This is a genomic window from Nodosilinea sp. FACHB-131 (assembly GCF_014695395.1).
Lineage (GTDB): Bacteria > Cyanobacteriota > Cyanobacteriia > Phormidesmidales > Phormidesmidaceae > Nodosilinea.
The window spans coordinates 195,014-213,006 of record NZ_JACJOF010000007.1 but is presented as its reverse complement, the minus strand read 5'-3'; the positions used below and the strand labels follow the sequence as shown (position 1 = coordinate 213,006).

The following is a 17,993-nucleotide window of genomic DNA, read 5'->3' as shown; positions in this document are numbered from 1 at the left end:
TGAGCCGGGCATTAACCCTTAGTTAAAGCTACAGGGCAGTTACAAAACATTGTGTGTCCCCTAAACGATCCCCTATTCCTAACGGTTTCTTAATGGTTCAGAGCGCGAGGTATAGGGTCTAGGGCGCCGCCTTGAACCCTATACCTTGCACCCTACACCCAAATTTTCGCTGCCGATAGAAATTAATCAAGTGCGTCAACTCGGTCAAAGCTTGGCATGATGGGAGGGATTTTATCGGCGATCGCCCCTCCTATATCCGATGCTGACTGACTTTTGGCAACAGCTCACCCTCTCTGGTTTTGCCCTAGAACAGTGGCGCGATGCCAGCCTGATCCACCGGCTGCTGGCCCCGCTGCGGCGGTGGCGGCAGGGCAGCTGGCTGCTGCGCTGGGGCGACTGGATTGGCCTGGCTATTGTGGTGCTGCTGTTTGCCCTGGCTCCCTACGTCTCGACCACGCTAATTGGGGTGCTGCTGCTGGAGGCGGCAGCCCTGTGGACCTTGCTCACCCTCACCGATGAAGCCGGGGCGGGCTTGTCGCCGGTTCACCTGACGGTGGCGGTCTACTGGGGAGTGATGGTGCTGGCCACGGCTTTTTCGCCGGTGCGGGGGGCAGCCGTCAGCGGGCTGATCAAGCTGACGCTCAATATCTTGCTGTTTTTGCTAATTGCGCGGGTGGCGCGGCGGCCTCAGGCCCGGGGCCTACTGATTTTGGCCTATATTCTGACCACCTTACCCGTAGCGATATACGGCCTGCGGCAATATTTTTTTGGGGCGACCGCCCTGGCTACCTGGGTAGACAGCAACTCGGCAGTGGCCGATGTGACGCGGGTGTACAGCTTTCTGGGCAACCCTAACCTGTTGGCAGGCTACCTCATTCCAGGGGTGATGTTGAGTGCTGCGGCCGTGTTTGCCTGGCCTCGTTGGGTGCCAAAGGGGCTAGCCATTTTGGCCACCCTAGTGAACACGCTATGCCTGATTTTGACCCTCAGCCGCGGCGGCTGGATTGGCTTTTTGATCGCGGGCTTTGTGCTGATGACGCTGGTGGTGCAGTACTGGAGTATTTGGTTTTCGCCTTTCTGGAAGCGTTGGGCGCTGCCGCTATTGCTGGGTGGAGCAGCGGCGGTAGTCATAGCAGGGGTAATTTCGGTTGATTCGCTGCGGGCGCGGGTGTTGAGTATCTTTGTCGGTCGAGCCGACAGCAGCAATAACTTCCGGATGAATGTATGGGCTGCCGTCATCGACATGATTTACGCCCGCCCTATTTTGGGCATCGGCCCCGGCAATGACGCCTTTAATGCAATCTATCCCCTCTTTCAGCGGCCTCGCTACACCGCTTTGAGTGCCTACTCAGTCTTTTTAGAGGTGCTGGTCGAGGGGGGCATCATTGGGTTGACGGCGTTTCTATGGCTGCTGCTGCTGATTTTCCATCAGGGCTGGGTGCAGCTTCAGCGACTGAGGGCCACGCAGGATCAGCAGGGCTACTGGCTGATGGGGGCGATCGCCTCGATCACCGGCATCCTCGGCCAGGGCATCGCCGACACAGTAATGTATCGGCCTCAAATCAGTACGCTGTGGTGGATGGCGATCGCCCTAGTAGCCAGCTACTATCCAGCGCAGCAGGTGTGGAGCGGTCGCTCCTTCAAGGTGCGCCAGGAATAGCCAGTTAACTGGAACAGCTAACCGGCCTAGGTCTATAGACCTAGCGATCTATAACCAAAGATAGATTCGTCTCTTGGTCCGCCGGAGTACGTTAGTAGCTGTCTTCCATGCCTTCAGTGCCATCCCAAGTGGGATAGGGCAGAAGTTTGACTTTGCCTTTTTGAGGCAGCTCTTGACCAACGGATAGAGTTCCCCCGTTGAGCGCCAAGTGAGCCTTTAAGCGCTTCTTAGCCTCTGCCATGGACTCTACCCGCAGATTGAGGATGTAGAGGTAGGGAGATGGGCTTTGATCTAGGTCAGTGGCACTTTCCCAAATGCGCAACCGGATGCCGTCGGCATCGGGGACGATCTTGTAGAACAGCAAATGATCGACGGCTGGGGCGTAGCGGCTGAGGTTAGTGGAAAGCGGAGTTTGCATGTCCCAAAGACCAGAATCAAACGACCAGAAGAACGATTAGCCGGCAGCAGCACCTTCACCTTCCTTGAGAGTACCCATAGCTAGGGTCACAATCTAAGGGGTCTTTATGAATTCCTTACAATCACTTCGTAGGATTCCCGGAACAATTGCATCCGGATAAACATTACAAACTGTAAGGAGTCAGCCTTGAGTTTGGCTTAGGCTCTGATAAGACTACCCTAACGCTTATATCGCAAAGCGTTGGGGATCATTGCTTTTAAGTATCGAACAAGTTGCGGCGGCCGTCGACCTTTTTGCTCTGATCTGCGTAAAAATGCCTAAGACTTTATGTTTCCTAAAGATTAGGCGAAGCGGCTCTGCGCTCCATCTCGCCACGCAGAGCCTTGATGGTGTCAACTAAGCCAGCCTCAAACAGGTTATAGAACATTGACTTAAAAGGACCGACATCCGCTTCGGCTCGCACCTGTTGCGAGAGTAACCGCACCGGCTCAGTGCCCGGCGCTAGGGTGGCGGTATCGATGCGCCAGTGCCCGTACATGTACTCCAAGTTGCCCTTGAGCAGTCGGAAGCTGATCTGCTGACCGTCTAGCTCCAAATTTTCGGTCAGCACCGTTGATTCCATAGTGGAGAGCAAAATGCGGCGGCGATCGAGCTGCTCGACCACGGTGCGATCGCCGTCAGTTTCAACTACGCGGCTTTTCACCACCGTTGGCAAAAATTGGTAGAAGTTATCGTAGTCGGTCAGCACGTTCCAAGCCATGGCGTGGGACACGGGGGTCGCCGCCATGATTCCGTACTGGCCCTTGCCGCCCTTCACCAACACATCGCGTTTGGCTAGCGTCGCCCAATCAGCCGGGGTCAGTTTGCCTAGGTAGGCTTCAGCGGGCTGAACTTGACGAGATAAACGCGACATAATATCCAGAGTGCCAAAACTCAATTACTGTAGCGCTAAGCCGCCGCTGCGGCACAGCCCCAATCCGTTGTTTCTATAGCTTACTGCCATTCGCCAATGCCTAGTTTTGCAGCGGTTTTAGCGGCCTACCAAGACTTGCCCGCCCGGGTACACAGCTTGATGCTGAGCACCGTCAACAGCGCTGGGCTGCCCCACGCCAGCTACGCGCCCTATGTGATGGACGCAGACTACCAAATCTATATCTTCACCAGTGGCCTGTCGGCCCACACAGCGAACCTGCAAACCAGTGGTTTAGCGAGCATTCTGCTGATCGAAGATGAGGCAGTTGCCCCTCAGGCGTTTGCCCGGCAGCGCATTGCCTACGACTGCCAGGCCAGCTTGCTGCCCCGAGGTACCGCCACGTGGGACGCGGTGGCCGATCGCTTTGAGCAGCGCTTTGGAGACATTATCCCCATGCTGCGGTCGCTCGATGACTTTCAAATTTTTTGCCTCAGCCCCCAGGCGGGGCGGTTTGTGATGGGGTTTGGGGCTGCCTACGCCGTTGACCCTGAGAATTTGAGCCAGCTAATCGGCCCACCCCAAACCGGCCCCGATAACGCCCTGGCTTAAGCGTTTTGCCTAGCCATTCACTAGAATGCCGATGCCCAGTAGGGCCACCACTGCCCCCACCACTGCCCGTAGGCTGACGCGATCGCCCAGGGCCGCCGCCAGGGGCAGCACAAACAGCGGGCTGGTAGAGGTTAGCGCCTGGGCGACACCAGTAGCGGCATATTTCAGCGCCATCTGCTGCAGGTAAATCGCCAGGTAGGTGCCGAAGCCCGCCGCCAGCGCTACCCCGGCTAGCAATTTGGGCGATCGCAGGGGCCTGAGCTGCCCCACTACTGGCCCCTGCGATCGCAAAATTCCCACAATGATAACGAAGCCACCCCCCAGCCGCAGTAGTGAGCTCCACATGGGGGCAACCTCAGTACCGGCCAGCACGGCCCGCGACATCACCGCCCCGGTGGCTTGCCCCAGAGCCGCCAGCACCCCATACAGCACGCCTTGGTAATCGGCTCGGACAGAGGCTGCCCCCGGCACGCGCTCAGCAATGACCCAAACCACTCCGGTCAGGGTGAGGCCCATGCCCAGCCAGGCGCGACCGCTAAGGGTTTCCTGCAAAAACACCAGGGCCAGCAGGGCGGCCAGGGGCGGAGCCAAGGTTTCGAGCAGCAGCGCCCGCCGAGGACCGAGGTGGTTGATGGCGGCAAAGTAAGCCGTATCGCCCAAGCCAATGCCAATCACGCCACTGAGGGCCAGAATGCTTACAGCTTGACGATCCAGGCCTGCCGCACTCTGGCCAATCAGCACCAGGGTGAGGGAGAGCAGCACCAGGGCGATCGCCCCCTTGGCCAAGTTGAGCACCAGCGGCGACAGCGCCTTGCCTAGCTGCCCAAACACCACCGTGGCAACCGCCCACAGAAAGGCCGCCGTTAGGGCCGCTAGTTCACCTCGCATAACTAGGTAAGACCTGCTTTACAACGTTTAAATTTTGCGTAATGTCACCATAGCGGAATGCAACAGAATCTTTACACTTCTGCCCCAGGAATGTGCTGATCGAGGGGGCGATCGCCGTAGAGAGAACCAAGACAGTCTGACCAATCCTAGGAAAATCTGAGTTATGCGTGTCTGGGCTCTAGCATCATGCAGCGGGCTACTGGCTTTGGCGGCCTGTAGTGCCGAACAATCCAGCTCTCCTAACCCGAGCACGGCTCCCCCCGATGGGGACGCCGCCGAAATCAAGGCTCAACCAGGGCTCACAGCCACAGCTTCTAGCCCCATGGCCCGCCCCGAAGTGCGCCCTCGTCAGGTCATTCAAGGCAGCTATCGTCTTAACCCGGCTGTGGGCGCGGCTTCTACCACAGCTAGGAACAATGGCGACATCCCTCAGGCGGCAGCCCTGCGCGATCGGCTACAGCGCCTGCGGGGCCAGCAGGGTGCTCGCCTATCGTCGTCAACCCCGCTGGCGACCGCTCCCCAACCGGCAGCCTTAGCCCGTCCCAATCTCTCTCAGCCAACAGCAGCTGCGGAAAATCCAGCCTTTAACGTTACCCAGGGCAACACCTTTAACACACAGGGGATCACCCCTCTGCCCGCACCCTCTCGGCCTACACCCATTGCCCCCGAGGCAAACCCTTCCCCCGTCAATACTCCTAGTTTCAGCAGCGCCGCTTTGGCCCCAGCACAGTCGGCCAGCGTAGCCCGCACCTATCCCATTGCCCCACTCGGGCACCAGGGCTATAGCGCCCGACCCCAACAGCAGGCTCCCGTGTTGACCGTAGCCCAGGCCGAAGCAGAGACCTCTAGCGCTACCACTAGGCTTCACGGAGGAACTGTGGCATCCCGGCCAGCAGACCCTATCCCTGGAGCAACCACAACTCCTCAGGTTGCTGTCCGTCAGAATGCCGTACCTTCTGAGCCTAGCAGCCCGCCTAATGCCGCTGCTATCAGCAACCCGGCACCCGTCAATGCTCTGCGAACAGCATCCCCAGCCCAGACCGCCCAGTCTGTTGCCCATCAATCCAGCGGCAACGTAGCCCTGACCCCTACCCCAGGCCCAGTTAGCCAGACAGGCACCGCCGACCACCAGAGCCAGGTGGCGTCAGCGGCGGTCAACCCTGGCCCAGCCGGTCAGTCGCCCGTGCTGTGGGAGTCGGTCCGCTCAGGGGCGGCAACTGGCACAGCGGTTCCCTCCGGAGCCCTTCCCGAGAGCCTACCCCTCAACGCGGCCCCCCCTCAGCCTCAGCTCGTTTCTCCTCAACCGACCCCATCGGCAGCTGAGGTCAGCTCTACCCCAAGGGTCACGCTGGCGGAAGAAGCGGCGATCGCGCCCTCACAGGCTGACCCGGCAGACATTCTCCCCAACCCAACCGCTCAGCTTGAAGCCACTGCCTTGAGGGACGGTGCAGCGCCAGTCCTACATCACCAAAGCCAGGTTGATCCCGAAACAGTTCACCTGATTCCGACAGCCAATACTCCCGCCAAGGGATTGCCGATCGCCTACTGCCTATCGCCTAGTGGTCAGTTCTTGCCCACTGCGGCTGAAGCTCAGGGCTCGCTAGCATCACTGCCAAAGTTCAGCCCCTCTAGCCCGAATGACCCCAGCCTTGATCTAGGCACTCTAAGCAAAGACGATGCCGCTGAACTCTGCATGGGCCGGCCCGCTTCCACCCCGGAGCTAGCTACCACCGCTCCTGCCGCCCAAGACTAAAGCCCTAGACTAAAGCCGGCTTGCTAAGCGCCAACTCAAGGTTATTTAGCAGCATCCCGCCTAGCCGGGCTATGGTGAATTGGGTGCGCTACAGCGGGGATCGCCAGACATCATGAAACTTCATTGCGCCATCCAGGGCAAGGGCTTTCCTATTCTTTGCCTGCATGGGCACCCGGGATCGGCCAAAACCATGGGAGTGTTTATAGAACGGTTGAGCGATCGCTACCAGACCATAGCCCCTGACCTGCGGGGCTACGGCGCTAGCCAAACGCGATCGCCCTTCGACCTCGACGACAGCCTCACAGATCTAGTAGAGCTGCTCGATGCCCAGGGCATTGATCGCTGCCTGGTGCTGGGCTGGTCGCTGGGAGGCATTTTGGCGATGGAGTTGGCACTGCGCTACCCTCAACGGGTGGCGGGGCTGATTCTCATTGCCACGGCCGCCCGCCCCGTGGGTGCCCACCCACCCACCACCTGGCTGGAGCTGGTCAACACCGGTCTGGGATCAATCCTGAATGTGATCGCTCCTGGCAATGGGCTGGTGCGCTATGGGCTGGGGCCGCGATCGCTCTACCGATACCTGCTGCGGCAGCATACCCCCCACGCTTACCACCGTCTGGCAAAGGAAGGCTTTTGGGCTTACTTAAGCACTTCGCCCCTGGCGAACCGTGCCCTCAACCGCGCCCTAGGCCGCCGCTATAACCGTCTACCCGATCTAGGGGCGATCGCCGTGCCCTGCCTAGTGCTCTGTGGAGCAGACGACTGCCACATCACTGCCCAGGCCAGCCTCGAAACCGCTGACCATCTGCCTAGGGCAGAAAGCCACTGCTACCCCAACACGGCCCACCTGCTGCCCTGGGAAATTCCAGATCAATTGCTAGCCGATATTGACATCTGGTTAGAACGGCACGAAGCTGAGCTAACGCTGCGAAACACTGACAGCCAATCGAGATAAGCCCGCTCAAATGCCATAGCTGTCTAGAGCTTAAGCACAACAGGCTTAGAAAATGAGTATGCGTTCTGCCCTATAACGTTTTTGGAGGAAAACTCTAAGCGACTGATTCATAGCGTTAGCCACTGCGTTTTGCACACGAGTCATTACCACTGGCAAGAACTGGGGCGGCGTATTGACCTATAGCAATGACTCAAGGGGTTAGGCAGAATGTCCTCACCGATTTGGCGATGACTACAGTTTCCTAGGGCTGACCGCTAAGGGCAGGGGTCGAAAATTCTTCTACGGGAGTATCCCACTCCTCGGTGATCGTGAGCTGCTTGGGGCGGCTGCACAGCAAAACTACCAGTTGAATGTTTTGCGCCCCTTCCTGCTCCAAGTCTTCGACGTAGCCGCCCTTGGCACTGTGGGCCTCAGACTCGCTATCAAAGGGGCCAAAGTAGTAGGTGCAAGCGGGCTGACTGGTCTTAATTTCGACCCACCAGGCTTTGCTCGGGCCTAAAATGCTACTAAAAATGCGACCTAAAAGGTTGTTCATAGCTTCTGCCTATCTGCCTAGTTTCAAATGTCTCTCAAGGGATAGCTACGGCTCTAGACCATTCTTAGGCAACGCCGCACCATTTTTGGTTATACTGCCTTGCTTTTGATTTTGCAAAGAGGATATTTGCTCCTGGGCCACCCATTGATGACGATAGATCTCATAGAGAGCCATGCCTGTAGCCACCGATGCATTTAAGCTAGGAACCATTCCTCGTAATGGAATTGATACCAGCGTGTCACAGCTCTGCTGCACAGTGAGGCTGAGACCGCTGCCCTCAGACCCGACCACAATTACCGTTGGGCGGTCAAAAGTGGTGCGGTGCGCCGGCTGACTCGCTTCTGAGGACAGCCCATAGATCCAAAATCCCTTTTCCTTGAGGGCATCGAGGGCGCGCTTTAGGTTAATGACCCGCGCCACGGGCAGACTTTCGAGAGCGCCAGCAGCCACTTTAGCCACGGTTGATGTTACCCCTACCGCTCGCCGCTGGGGGATCACGATCCCTTGAGCCCCCAGAGCTTCGGCAGTGCGAATAATCGCTCCTAAATTGTGGGGATCGGTAATGCTGTCGGCGGCAATAATCACCGGCACCTTAGCCGCTCCTAGGGCGGTTTCGATCATCTCGTCGAGATCGTGGTAGGTGTGAGCAGCGGCCTGGGCAGCGATCCCCTGATGGTTAGCGCCGCCGGTGATCTGGTTGAGCCGTATCGTGTCTACTTCATCAATCACTGCGCCGTTGGCCTTGGCCTCATCGATCAGCGGTAAAAACCGGGGATCGTAGCGGATGCGATCGTTAACCCACACGCGATTTAGGGGCCGTTGAGTTTGGAGAGCGGCTTCCACAGCGTGACGACCGTAGATCAAATCGGTTTCGTCCTGCACATCGTCGCCATCCCCCGCCCCCTGGCTGCCAACTCCAAACGAGCGTGGAGCAGCGGCAGCACGGTCAACGCCCTTATAGCGAGACTTACCTTCGTCATAGCGGGGCTTGCCGCCTTCATAACGAGGCTTATCGCTGCCATAGCGAGGTTTGTCGCCCTCGTAACGAGGCTTGTCGCCCCTATAGCGAGGTTTATCGTCTTTGAAGCGAGGCTTGCCACTGTCATAGCGGGGCTTGTCATCCCCTTGCCGGGGCTTCCCACCTTCGTAGCGAGGCTTGTCGTCCTTAAAGCGGGGTTTACCGCTGTCATAACGAGGTTTGTCGTCTTTGAAGCGGGGCTTGTCGCCAGCATAGCGGGGTTTCTCATCCCCATAACGGGGCTTGTCGCCCCCTTGCCGGGGCTTCCCACCTTCGTAGCGAGGCTTGTCGTCTTTGAAGCGGGGTTTATCGCTGTCATAGCGGGGCTTTTCGTCGCCGTAGCGGGGTTTGCCCTCACCGTAGCGAGGTTTGTCATCCTTAGAACGGGGCTTGCCGCTGTCATAGCGAGGTTTATCGCTGTCATAACGGGGCTTACCCTCGCCACCTTGGCGGGGTCTGCCACCTCGGTAACCCTCAGCATTTTGGCGAGGCTCCGACCCAGAAGAACGATTGGGGTTGCGGAAAGGCTTTTGGGACGACATGGCCACACCTGGTAGGAGTTAGAAACCAAAAAATTAAGCAGAAAGCCTAGGCTAGCACGGCGTACGACTACCTTATCATCCCTAATTTTTGCAGGCTGACTGCCTAGGTACTGATCTGAACGGGCAAGCTCAGGAGGGACAAAAGCCCTAGGCCCTCAGACCGTTATTGACCAAGAGCTTAGCTACTTTCTTACTAGCCTAGGTGCAGCCAGAATTGCTTTAGCCAAGTCCCCAGGGGTTGATTGCAGCTTTGTCTAAGCGGCTTGGGGATCGATCTAAAAAGAAGCTTAAATTCTTGGCATTCAGTGCCAGAGTAACCAACATCCCCGGAATAATCCTTCACAATGGAAAATGACACCCATACCGGAGTGATGCCTATGCCTCACACATTTAACGGTACGAAGCTCGATTGTCCGGTTCATCTGGTGTTGTCATATATTGGCGGCAAGTGGGCCATTCTCATCCTGCAAGAGCTGTTTCAAGGCAGCCGCCGCACTAACGAGTTTTTGTCGGCCCTGCCTGGCATTAGTACCAAAACCCTTACGGCTCGGCTGCGGGAGCTAGAAAGCTACGGCTTGGTCAAGCGAACGGTGTTTCCTGAGGTTCCCCCACGGGTCGAGTACTCATTGACCCCCAAAGGGCGGGAAGTGCAGCCCATTATGGCAGCCCTTAACCAGGTGGGTGAGCACTGGCTAGTGCATAGCCCCAGCGATTCGCGCAGCGATCGCCCTGGAAAGCGCCCAACTACCCTCTATGGTTCCAGAGGTCGTTAGTCATTGCTCCAGGTTTCGTGGGGGATCAGATCGCCGATGCGATCGCGCAGACCGTAGTCGTGATTTTCCAGTTCAGCCTCAATAAACGGCCACTCTCGGGCGGCAATGTAGCCACACAGTGCACAAATGGGCTGACAACGATCTAGTGTGCCGCACTCTACGAGCTGCTTAGCCTCATCGCGAATGTCGTCTAAGGTGTAATGCCGAGTCAGGGTCGAATTAGATGCTGTAGTGGTCATGGAATAGCCCTCCAATGGTTGGATGGCAATAAGGATATCTACTTACCATCCCAACTACATAGTGCAACCCCAACAAAAGGGAGCGAAGCAGTTAATAAGCATCCTTAACCTTTGTTCATATGGCGCAACATTGTAGCCTGGTATACCGTTGAAGCCTGTTCAAAAGCGGCTCTGGCTGGATGAGTACTCAAGCGATAACGATGCTATTGCATGTAGAACACTCATCCTGGCCACTGGTCTAGGTTGGCATTAGCCTACCCTCAAAGACATTCCTTAGGTGAGGCCTAGCGCGGTCTGGCAAACACTTGAGCCCAGTAGGGGCGATTTGCCCCCGTGGCATAGCCTACCCCTAGCTCAGTAAAGGCAGGATTGAGAATGTTCTGGCGGTGGCCCGGGCTACTCATCCACGCAGCCATGACGGCGGCGGCGGTAGGTTGCCCCATAGCGACGTTCTCGCCGATGGTTGACCAGTTGTACTGAGTGGCGTCAATGCGCGATCGCATGGTTGAGCCGTCAGATCCGGTGTGGCTCATGCGGCGGCTGGTGGCCATATCTTGAGCGTGGCGCTGGGCGGCGGTGGTGAGCTTGTCGTTGAGCACCAGGGGCGGCGCATTGACCCGCTGGCGTTCGACGTTGACCAGGCGCAAAATCTCCTGGGCGATCGTCACATCGGCCTGGGCTACTGTGACCGGCGGGCGTTGGGCGATCGCCGCTGGCCCTATTGCCACCGGCAGCAATCCTGCCCCTACCGCCGCCAGTAGGGCAATGCTCGTCGAGCTAGTGCCTAAAACCTGTTTCCATCGGTGCATGGGTATCTCCTGAGGTGAATGCTTAACGGCGATAGACGACCCTGCCATCCCTTTGACGGCAGCGCAGAATTCGCGGTTCCATTCGATTCACCTAAGATGCCCAGGTCTAATGCCACAGGCCAATTAGAATCTCAGCAGCGATCGCAGATCTAACGGGGATTCTGAGCCATCAGCCGCTGTACGTCTTCGGCGTGGTATGAGCTGCGCGTCAACGGCGACGATACCACTTGCAAAAACCCCTTAGCCTCACCCACCTGTCGCCAAGCGTCAAACTGGGCCGGGGTGACAAACTCTGCCACGGGCAGGTGCTTTGGCCCCGGTGAGAGATACTGCCCCAGGGTCAAAATGTCGCAGTCTACAGCCCGCAGGTCATCCATCACCTGCTGCACCTCGGCGTCGGTTTCACCCAGACCCGCCATTAACCCCGATTTGGTGTAGACCCAGGGGGCTAGTTCGCGGCTGCGGCGCAGCAGTTCGAGCGATCGCCCATAGTCCCCCTGGGGCCGCACTCGCCGATAGAGTCGAGGCACCGTCTCAGTGTTGTGGTTTAGCACATGGGGCCGAGACGCCAGGATCGTCTCCAGCGCTTGCCAGTTGCCGCACAGGTCAGGGATCAGCACCTCAATAGTGGTGTCTGGGGTCGTGTGCTTGACCGCCTCAATGCAGGCCACAAACTGGCTGGCTCCACCATCGGCCAGATCGTCGCGGTTGACCGAGGTGATGACCACATGGTTGAGTTTCATGCGCCGCACTGATTCAGCCAGGCGCAGGGGCTCGGTGGGGTCAAGCGCCTGGGGCTTTTTCTCAAAATCTATGTCGCAGTAGGGACAGGCGCGAGTGCAGGCCGGTCCCATAATCAGAAATGTGGCCGTACCGGCCTTAAAACACTCGCCGATGTTGGGGCACGAAGCCTCTTCACAGACGGTGTTGAGACCGAGGTCTTGCAAAATTGCCTTGACCTCGCCCACCCGTTCCCACTGAGGCGCTTTAACCCGTAGCCACTCTGGTTTTACCGCCACCGTCTCCAACCCCGACCTTGTGTTTGCGCTTTCATCATATCAACCCTCAGCATCACTTGTCGGGACTGCACTCTGCCCCTAGGTGATGGCGTTATGCTGGAAAAGAGTACCGGGAGACTACACCAACCCGATGGATGCGCCCTCTCCCCTAAATCACTGTCTCATGGTGCTGTGCTACGGCGCAGCAGGGTTGCTGGCTGCTGGGGCCTGGCAAGACCAGGTTAGCTCTCGCTGGCAGTTTGAAGAACCCTTCGCCAGCACCCGCTTAGTGCGACTCACCACGGTCATTACCCAGGCCCCAGACACCCTCATGACCGCTAACACTCGCGTGGTCATCAGCCTCAGTCGGCGACGGCTCACCCTTTATCAAAACGACGAAGTGCGGGGCGAGTTTTTGGTAGCCATTGGCCAAGACGACTGGGAAACCCCAGCGGGTGAATTTGCGATCCGCGACATGCGCACCAACCCGGTGTGGCAACACCCGATTACCAAAGAAGCCATTGGTCCTGGGCCTAGCAATCCCCTCGGTTCCCGATGGATTGGCTTCTTGGTGGAGGGGCAGTATCACATCGGCATCCACGGCACGAACCAGGAAACCCTAATCGGCGAGGCCGTTTCCCACGGCTGCGTGCGCATGCTCGAAGCCGACATCAACACCTTGTATAGCCATGTCAAAGTGGGCACTCCCATTAAAGTAGTGCCTTAGTTGAGTCACGCTAGAACCTATACAGCTACCGTCAGTTCTTTGCCGAGGGCAGTGGGGTCAAAATGATGCCAGGGCTTGCCGTCTAGGGCCATCTGCTCAATCAGGCTGGCTAAGCGCAGCGCCTTGAGGGCCTGCTCGCCACCGACCGAGGGCTTTTCGCCGCCGCGCACGCAGTTCACAAAGTGCTCCAGCTCGGCGTGGAGAGGTTCAATATTGCTGGTGTAGACCTTTTCAATCAGGCCATCCTGGCGGTAGAGCACCTGCCCGTAGTCGGTGGAGCAGTCGGCGGTAGTTTGCCGGTGAATCAAAATCTCGTTGTTGAGAAAGTCGGCGTCGGTAAGGGAGTTTTTGCAGTGGGCTGTAATGCTGCGAATCTTGCGGTGGGTCACTTTGCTGGAGGTCAGCGTGGCCACAATGCCGTTGCTAAAGCCCAGGGTGGCGGTGACGTAGTCGAGGTAACCCGAATTAGAGGCGCGACTGCCGCTGGCGGTTAGGGTAGAAACCGTAGAGCCTGCCAACTCCAGCAGCAGGTCGATGTCGTGGATCATGAGATCAAGCACGACCGACACATCGTTGGCCCGCTGGGAATAAGGGCTCATCCGGCGGGCCTCTAGGGCCAGCAGTTCTTCGGTTTTGAGTACCTTATGGAGCTCTTGGAAGGCGGGATTAAATCGCTCGATGTGCCCCACTTGCAAAATGCAGTTAGCGGCGGCGGCCGCGTTCACCAGCGATTCTGCCTCAGCAATGCTGGCGGCAATGGGTTTTTCGATCAAGACATGGACCCCGGCCTGCAAACAGGCCATACCCACGGTGTGATGCAGTCGGGTGGGTACGGCCACGCATACGGCATCGACGTGCTTGAGCAGCTCTTGGTAGTCTTCAAAAAACCGCACTCTATACTTGCCAGCGGTGTCAAGGCCTCGCTCTACGTTGACATCAGACACACCCACCAATTCGACATCTTTGAAGCGGCTCAGCACGCGGGTGTGGTGCTGGCCCATATTACCTACACCAATAACGCCAACGCGGATGGGATCGGGCAAATTTCGCGATAGGTGCATGTTCAAGGCAGATGACAATATGGGGTTTTGCACGCCTGTCCTTCCTCTAGGAGACAAAGATACGCCGACAGTTGATCTAGTGCGAACGTCAGAGCGAGTGGAGAACTGAGACGGCCAGGTAAAATTACTCAGATACTATCACAATGCTTCACACTGTAAAGAATAGCGACATTCTTTGATGGAGAACCACGGATTTATAGCGCGATCGCGGTCTAGCAGACCGTTTCTTGATTTTCTCGCCGTTCCATTCACCATACCGAGACTGAGCCAGGGTGCTCAGTAAGCTGTGGCAGTTCTTAAGCTGTCTAGGTGAGGTTAGCTGAGGAGAAAGCCATCGGAGTCGGTGGCAGCCGTTGCTGAAGCATTAGGCCCGCGTCCAGACGGAGGGGGCAGATCGAGCGATCGCACCAAAATATCGCCGAGGCGGGGGCCATCGGTCGACAAAACCACCCATTCGCGATCGGCAAACACCAGGCGATCGCCCGCATGGGGAATTTTTTGCATCTGATAGATCAAGAACCCTCCCAGGGTTTGGTAGTCGTCTGAGTAGGGTAGCGTGAGGTTAAGCAGCGTATTGACCTCCTCAAGATCGGTATGGGCTTTAACACGGTACGACTGGTCTTCGAGCAGCTGCACGGGCTGCTCAGTATCACTGTCGGGCTCGTGGATTTCGCCAATAATTTCAGTGGTCAAATCACGCAGGGTGAGCAGGCCAGCGGTGCCACCAAATTCATCGACCACCACGACCAGCTCCTCGCCGGTGCGCTGCATCGTGGCCAGCAACTCATGCAGGGACGTGTACTCGGGCACAAAGCGGGCGGGCTTGACCCAGGGCCGGATGAGGGTGTCAGCGTTGATTTGCTGGTGAGCCAGAGGCTGCAAAAACTGCTTCAGCTCGACCATGCCCTGGATGTCGTCTAGGGAGTCACCCATCACTGGGTAGCGAGAATGCTCGGTGTCAGCTACCACCTCGATCAGCTCACCAAAGGTCGCCGCTAGAGGAATGGCATTGATCTGGGTGCGGGGCACCATGATTTCCCCAGCCGTGACGTCGCGGAACTCAAACACGTTGTTAAGGATCACGCGCTCTTCGGCTTCTAAACCTGGGGTTTCGGCCGTGGTGCGAATAATTAGCTGAAGCTCTTCGGGAGTGAGGCGGCTGTAGGTTACCTGGTCGCTGTACTGAATATTGACCAGCCGCAGCAGCAGCCGGGTCGACTGGTTCAAGATCCAGATGAAGGGGTTGAACAACCGCGCAATGGTCAGGCTGGGAGGGCCTAAAAACCGGGCTACTTGCTCGGGATAGAGCATCGCTACCGACTTGGGGCAGAGCTCTCCCAGCACGATTTGCAGATAGGCAACCAGGAAAAAGGCCACCGGGATCGCCAGCGCGTGGGCCAGAGCCTCACTCTGGTCAGCGCTCAGGGGAGTTTGAGTAATCCAAAAGGCCAGGGTGACAGCCATCGTGCTTTCGCCCACCCACCCTAGGGCCAGACTTGATAGGGTAATACCCAGCTGAGTCGTCGACAGCAGGCGATCGAGGCTGCGCTGGAGTTGCTGCACCGTCTTCGCTTGCACATCCCCCTGGGAGACCAGCTGGCTGATGCGCGATCGCCGTACCGACACCATCGAGAACTCTGCCGCCACAAAAAAGGCGTTGATGCTAATTAGCAGCAACACCGCCAGCAGTCGAGACGCGATCGCAGCAGCAGGCAGCTGCTCAGGGATAAAGACGGTTGATAAATGAGGTAAAACGCCCATGCTCCAGCGCCTAAACGCTACTGGCCACCGCCATTAACGCGAGCCTTTACCTGCTCCAAAACCTCAGCCTCGTTGATTAAAACCACATTTCCGTGGCTTGCTGCACCCGCCTCGCGGGCTACAGGAGAACCACTAGTCGGTCGAGTTTCTGGCTGACGCACACCGGTTAGCGCCTGTCGCCCTAAGGTAAACCCCCAAGACGCGCTCACCACCCCAGAGCCAAGCATCAGCGAGAGCAAGATCAACGTAAACGCTACGGCAGGGTTCATGGCAGGGGCAGGGTAAAACCTTAAAACAAAAATACTTTACAAAGCTAGTCTGAACCAGACTTAGACGCACCTTAATTATAGGGTTTGAGCCTCAAACAAAATTTTAAGATCTGATTTTGGGCTCAAGCCCTACAATAGGACATGTTTTACCATCGGGTAAGGTCATAAATCCCAGGGTTGGCCGAGCGGATTAGGCAGCGAACTCATAATTCGCGTTAGGCAGGTTCAACTCCTGCACCCTGGATTAGCACTCGTTATCGAAGTACCTTTCGGAGGCAGTTAGACGCTGAACCTGCCTAGCGGGAAACGCCCGCTCAGCGATTAAAAATCCTCAAAAATAAACTCAGACCCAACGTAGGGCACGGTGCTGCTGGGCTGGGTGAGCAGAGTTGTCGTGTAAGGGCTCGCCAAGTCGGGCACTCGAATGGTGGGATCGGAGGTGTTTTGCAACAGCAAAATGTCTCTTACCGCCGCCGCCGTGGCATTCCCATCCCAGTCGAGGGATCGATCGGGAAAGTCAAGGCCAAATAGCCGTTTGGCCTGACGGGTGATGCCTCGATTTCTAAAGAAATCGCCTGAGTAGGTTGTGGTCAGCTCGTCCATCGCCTCGGGAATGGTTTGGGGGGTCTCCTGGCTCTGCCCTGCCGGAGCCACAACAACGGCAGCGGCTAGCAGCGCCAGCGTCAGCCCAGAAATATGATTTAATTGAATGCCCATGGCCAAGCCTCCTCAACTCGTTGGATTGGTGCGATTCTGGTGGTGCTCAAACCCCAAGCCTCGCACTATCTAGAGCCCCAAGGCCCTCCGATCACGCGAAACTCAGCCGCACCGATCACCCAGTGCATGTCCTTTATAGCGCGATCGCAAAAAACCGGAGCATTTTTAAAGGAATTACTCACCCATGGATCAGCTTTTGATTGATGTGCCCATCGCCACCCTCCTCAGCCTCAAGACCGATGAGCTGCGATCGCCCCTGCTCGACCTATTTTGCCGCGGTGCCTACCAAGAGGGTGACTTCGTGCTCAGCTCAGGCCAGCGCAGCACCTATTACATCAACGGCAAGCTGGTGACGCTGCACCCCCAAGGGGCACTGATGGTCGGCCGCCTCCTGCTCGACCTCGTACCGCCAGAAACCGTAGCGGTGGCCGGGCTCACCCTAGGCGCTGATCCCTTGGTCACGGCGGTGAGTCTGGTGAGTGTCTATGGCAATGGCCACCCAGCCCCCTCGGGCCAACCCACCCTCTTCCCGCTGATCATTCGCAAAGAGGCCAAGGGACACGGCACCCGCGCCTACATTGAGGGGCTTGAGCTACCTTTGGGCAGCCCTGTCACCGTGCTTGAAGACGTCGTTACCACCGGCCAATCAGCCCTTAAAGCCGTCGATCGCCTCCAGGCAGCTGGGTATCGAGTTAATCAAATTCTTGCCCTAGTCGATCGCCAGCAGGGCGGGGCTGAACTTTATCAAAGTCACGGTCTACCCTTCAAGGCTCTGTTCACCATCCAGGATATCCAGACCCACTGGGCCACCCTTAACCCTGCCTGATGACAGCGTCCCGTCCCGACATTGGTTTTATACCCACCCCCGTCGATGCCACGGTGGCCATGCTCAAGCTAGCCGACTTGAGCCCCAGCGATGTGGTCTACGACTTGGGCTGTGGCGATGGGCGGCTGCTAATTCGGGCGGCTGCAGACTACGGCGTTCGGGGGGTTGGCATCGATGTGGATGCGGCGTTGCTGCAACAGGCTCAGGCCAGGGCTGAGCAAGAGGGAGTAGGCGATCGCCTCACCTTCCAGCAGGAAAACCTGTTTGCAACCGATCTCCGCAACGCCACGGTGGTCTTCATCTATCTACTGCCTCACCTCAACCTGCGCCTGCGGCCTCGGCTCCAGGCCCAGCTGCGACCTGGCAGCCGCATCGTCACCCACATGTTTGATATGGGCGACTGGGCACCCCACCGCACCCTGCACTTACAACCCTCCGAAGAAGATTCGGTGCTTTATCTGTGGCGCATTCCCGATAAAAAAGCCCCCGAATAATCGAGGGCTCCGAAGCCTTGGCGAGCCT

At 57.6% G+C, this 17,993-nt stretch carries 19 protein-coding genes, 1 tRNA gene and 1 pseudogene; 9 read left to right on the top strand and 12 right to left on the bottom strand.

Annotated elements, in window-relative coordinates:
• Positions 1-259 precede the first annotated feature (259 nt).
• Positions 260-1,660 carry an IctB family putative bicarbonate transporter gene (locus H6F75_RS04060; RefSeq protein ID WP_190749459.1) on the top strand — a complete coding sequence of 467 codons (1,401 nt, stop codon included), beginning with the start codon at positions 260-262 and terminating at the stop codon, positions 1,658-1,660.
• 91 nt (positions 1,661-1,751) lie between these two features.
• On the opposite strand, the gene H6F75_RS04055 is transcribed toward H6F75_RS04060, so the two are convergent.
• Both H6F75_RS04055 and H6F75_RS04050 read right to left on the bottom strand, forming a co-directional pair.
• Entirely contained in the window at positions 1,752-2,078 is a 327-nt protein-coding gene (locus tag H6F75_RS04055) for a hypothetical protein (RefSeq protein WP_190749457.1), read from the bottom strand.
• Between the two features lie 334 nt (positions 2,079-2,412).
• A complete protein-coding gene (locus H6F75_RS04050) occupies positions 2,413-2,991 on the bottom strand; it encodes an SRPBCC family protein (RefSeq protein ID WP_190749455.1) in 579 nt (192 codons plus the stop codon).
• Between the two features lie 96 nt (positions 2,992-3,087).
• On the opposite strand from H6F75_RS04050, the gene H6F75_RS04045 reads away from it, so the two are divergent.
• Positions 3,088-3,600: a pyridoxamine 5'-phosphate oxidase family protein gene (locus H6F75_RS04045; protein ID WP_190749453.1), complete on the top strand. Its 513-nt coding sequence runs from the start codon at positions 3,088-3,090 to the stop codon at positions 3,598-3,600.
• 9 nt (positions 3,601-3,609) lie between these two features.
• On the opposite strand, the gene H6F75_RS04040 is transcribed toward H6F75_RS04045, so the two are convergent.
• On the bottom strand, positions 3,610-4,488 hold the full coding sequence (locus tag H6F75_RS04040; RefSeq protein ID WP_190749451.1) for a DMT family transporter: 879 nt from the start codon (positions 4,486-4,488) through the stop codon (positions 3,610-3,612).
• 163 nt (positions 4,489-4,651) lie between these two features.
• Between H6F75_RS04040 and H6F75_RS04035 the strand changes: the two genes are divergently transcribed.
• Both H6F75_RS04035 and H6F75_RS04030 read left to right on the top strand, forming a co-directional pair.
• Positions 4,652-6,241 carry a hypothetical protein gene (locus H6F75_RS04035; RefSeq protein ID WP_190749449.1) on the top strand — a complete coding sequence of 530 codons (1,590 nt, stop codon included), beginning with the start codon at positions 4,652-4,654 and terminating at the stop codon, positions 6,239-6,241.
• A 112-nt stretch (positions 6,242-6,353) separates the two neighbouring features.
• Positions 6,354-7,196 carry an alpha/beta hydrolase gene (locus tag H6F75_RS04030; RefSeq protein WP_190749447.1) on the top strand — a complete coding sequence of 281 codons (843 nt, stop codon included), beginning with the start codon at positions 6,354-6,356 and terminating at the stop codon, positions 7,194-7,196.
• A gap of 241 nt (positions 7,197-7,437) precedes the next feature.
• Here H6F75_RS04030 and H6F75_RS04025 read toward each other — a convergent pair whose 3' ends face one another.
• Complete coding sequence (locus H6F75_RS04025; protein WP_190749445.1) at positions 7,438-7,731, bottom strand: DUF1816 domain-containing protein; 294 nt, start codon at positions 7,729-7,731, stop codon at positions 7,438-7,440.
• 45 nt (positions 7,732-7,776) lie between these two features.
• The gene (rlmB, locus tag H6F75_RS04020; protein ID WP_190749443.1) at positions 7,777-9,291 is read right to left on the bottom strand and encodes a 23S rRNA (guanosine(2251)-2'-O)-methyltransferase RlmB; all 1,515 of its coding nucleotides are present in this window, start codon (positions 9,289-9,291) and stop codon (positions 7,777-7,779) included.
• Positions 9,292-9,668: 377 nt separating this feature from the next.
• Between rlmB and H6F75_RS04015 the strand changes: the two genes are divergently transcribed.
• On the top strand, positions 9,669-10,064 hold the full coding sequence (locus H6F75_RS04015; RefSeq protein ID WP_242019647.1) for a helix-turn-helix domain-containing protein: 396 nt from the start codon (positions 9,669-9,671) through the stop codon (positions 10,062-10,064).
• Here the strand turns inward: H6F75_RS04015 and H6F75_RS04010 are convergent.
• The 3 genes and pseudogenes from H6F75_RS04010 to lipA form a co-directional block, all read right to left on the bottom strand.
• Entirely contained in the window at positions 10,061-10,303 is a 243-nt protein-coding gene (locus H6F75_RS04010) for a DUF4327 family protein (RefSeq protein WP_190749441.1), read from the bottom strand. The two genes, H6F75_RS04015 and H6F75_RS04010, sit on opposite strands and share 4 nt — an antisense overlap.
• 284 nt (positions 10,304-10,587) lie before the next feature.
• Positions 10,588-11,112, bottom strand: a complete 525-nt coding sequence (locus tag H6F75_RS04005; protein ID WP_190749439.1) for a CAP domain-containing protein — start codon at positions 11,110-11,112, stop codon at positions 10,588-10,590.
• Between the two features lie 149 nt (positions 11,113-11,261).
• A pseudogene (gene lipA, locus H6F75_RS04000) lies at positions 11,262-12,146 on the bottom strand (lipoyl synthase); the annotation flags it as partial.
• A gap of 70 nt (positions 12,147-12,216) precedes the next feature.
• On the opposite strand from lipA, the gene H6F75_RS03995 reads away from it, so the two are divergent.
• A complete protein-coding gene (locus H6F75_RS03995; protein ID WP_242019645.1) occupies positions 12,217-12,837 on the top strand; it encodes a L,D-transpeptidase in 621 nt (206 codons plus the stop codon).
• Between the two features lie 17 nt (positions 12,838-12,854).
• Here H6F75_RS03995 and H6F75_RS03990 read toward each other — a convergent pair whose 3' ends face one another.
• From H6F75_RS03990 to H6F75_RS03980, 3 genes are all read right to left on the bottom strand, one after another.
• A complete protein-coding gene (locus H6F75_RS03990; protein WP_073607301.1) occupies positions 12,855-13,898 on the bottom strand; it encodes a Gfo/Idh/MocA family oxidoreductase in 1,044 nt (347 codons plus the stop codon).
• 315 nt (positions 13,899-14,213) lie between these two features.
• Entirely contained in the window at positions 14,214-15,659 is a 1,446-nt protein-coding gene (locus tag H6F75_RS03985; protein ID WP_190749435.1) for a hemolysin family protein, read from the bottom strand.
• Positions 15,660-15,676: 17 nt separating this feature from the next.
• Entirely contained in the window at positions 15,677-15,928 is a 252-nt protein-coding gene (locus tag H6F75_RS03980; RefSeq protein ID WP_073607303.1) for a hypothetical protein, read from the bottom strand.
• Between the two features lie 171 nt (positions 15,929-16,099).
• On the opposite strand from H6F75_RS03980, the gene H6F75_RS03975 reads away from it, so the two are divergent.
• Positions 16,100-16,172, top strand: a tRNA-Ile gene (locus tag H6F75_RS03975).
• Between the two features lie 77 nt (positions 16,173-16,249).
• Here H6F75_RS03975 and H6F75_RS03970 read toward each other — a convergent pair.
• The gene (locus H6F75_RS03970; RefSeq protein ID WP_190749433.1) at positions 16,250-16,645 is read right to left on the bottom strand and encodes a hypothetical protein; all 396 of its coding nucleotides are present in this window, start codon (positions 16,643-16,645) and stop codon (positions 16,250-16,252) included.
• Positions 16,646-16,829: 184 nt separating this feature from the next.
• Here H6F75_RS03970 and pyrE point away from each other — a divergent pair, with 184 nt between their 5' ends.
• Together pyrE and H6F75_RS03960 are read left to right on the top strand one after the other, a co-directional pair.
• A complete protein-coding gene (gene pyrE / locus H6F75_RS03965; RefSeq protein WP_190749431.1) occupies positions 16,830-17,471 on the top strand; it encodes an orotate phosphoribosyltransferase in 642 nt (213 codons plus the stop codon).
• Positions 17,471-17,965: a class I SAM-dependent methyltransferase gene (locus H6F75_RS03960; protein ID WP_190749429.1), complete on the top strand. Its 495-nt coding sequence runs from the start codon at positions 17,471-17,473 to the stop codon at positions 17,963-17,965. Before pyrE ends, H6F75_RS03960 begins: the two co-directional genes overlap by 1 nt.
• Positions 17,966-17,993: the final 28 nt, after the last annotated feature.

Bases quoted from the DNA above. Each gene is read 5' to 3' on its own strand.
- H6F75_RS04040 (WP_190749451.1), bottom strand. From the start codon at position 4,488: ATGCGAGGTGAACTAGCGGCCCTAACGGCGGCCTTTCTGTGGGCGGTT.
- H6F75_RS04010 (WP_190749441.1), bottom strand. From the start codon at position 10,303: ATGACCACTACAGCATCTAATTCGACCCTGACTCGGCATTACACCTTA.
- H6F75_RS03960 (WP_190749429.1), top strand. From the start codon at position 17,471: ATGACAGCGTCCCGTCCCGACATTGGTTTTATACCCACCCCCGTCGAT.
- H6F75_RS04055 (WP_190749457.1), bottom strand. From the start codon at position 2,078: ATGCAAACTCCGCTTTCCACTAACCTCAGCCGCTACGCCCCAGCCGTC.
- pyrE (WP_190749431.1), top strand. From the start codon at position 16,830: ATGGATCAGCTTTTGATTGATGTGCCCATCGCCACCCTCCTCAGCCTC.
- H6F75_RS03970 (WP_190749433.1), bottom strand. From the start codon at position 16,645: ATGGGCATTCAATTAAATCATATTTCTGGGCTGACGCTGGCGCTGCTA.
- H6F75_RS03990 (WP_073607301.1), bottom strand. From the start codon at position 13,898: ATGCACCTATCGCGAAATTTGCCCGATCCCATCCGCGTTGGCGTTATT.
- H6F75_RS04045 (WP_190749453.1), top strand. From the start codon at position 3,088: ATGCCTAGTTTTGCAGCGGTTTTAGCGGCCTACCAAGACTTGCCCGCC.
- H6F75_RS04005 (WP_190749439.1), bottom strand. From the start codon at position 11,112: ATGCACCGATGGAAACAGGTTTTAGGCACTAGCTCGACGAGCATTGCC.
- H6F75_RS03995 (WP_242019645.1), top strand. From the start codon at position 12,217: ATGGCGTTATGCTGGAAAAGAGTACCGGGAGACTACACCAACCCGATG.
- H6F75_RS03985 (WP_190749435.1), bottom strand. From the start codon at position 15,659: ATGGGCGTTTTACCTCATTTATCAACCGTCTTTATCCCTGAGCAGCTG.
- H6F75_RS04050 (WP_190749455.1), bottom strand. From the start codon at position 2,991: ATGTCGCGTTTATCTCGTCAAGTTCAGCCCGCTGAAGCCTACCTAGGC.
- H6F75_RS04030 (WP_190749447.1), top strand. From the start codon at position 6,354: ATGAAACTTCATTGCGCCATCCAGGGCAAGGGCTTTCCTATTCTTTGC.
- H6F75_RS04060 (WP_190749459.1), top strand. From the start codon at position 260: ATGCTGACTGACTTTTGGCAACAGCTCACCCTCTCTGGTTTTGCCCTA.
- H6F75_RS03980 (WP_073607303.1), bottom strand. From the start codon at position 15,928: ATGAACCCTGCCGTAGCGTTTACGTTGATCTTGCTCTCGCTGATGCTT.
- H6F75_RS04025 (WP_190749445.1), bottom strand. From the start codon at position 7,731: ATGAACAACCTTTTAGGTCGCATTTTTAGTAGCATTTTAGGCCCGAGC.
- H6F75_RS04015 (WP_242019647.1), top strand. From the start codon at position 9,669: ATGCCTCACACATTTAACGGTACGAAGCTCGATTGTCCGGTTCATCTG.
- rlmB (WP_190749443.1), bottom strand. From the start codon at position 9,291: ATGTCGTCCCAAAAGCCTTTCCGCAACCCCAATCGTTCTTCTGGGTCG.
- H6F75_RS04035 (WP_190749449.1), top strand. From the start codon at position 4,652: ATGCGTGTCTGGGCTCTAGCATCATGCAGCGGGCTACTGGCTTTGGCG.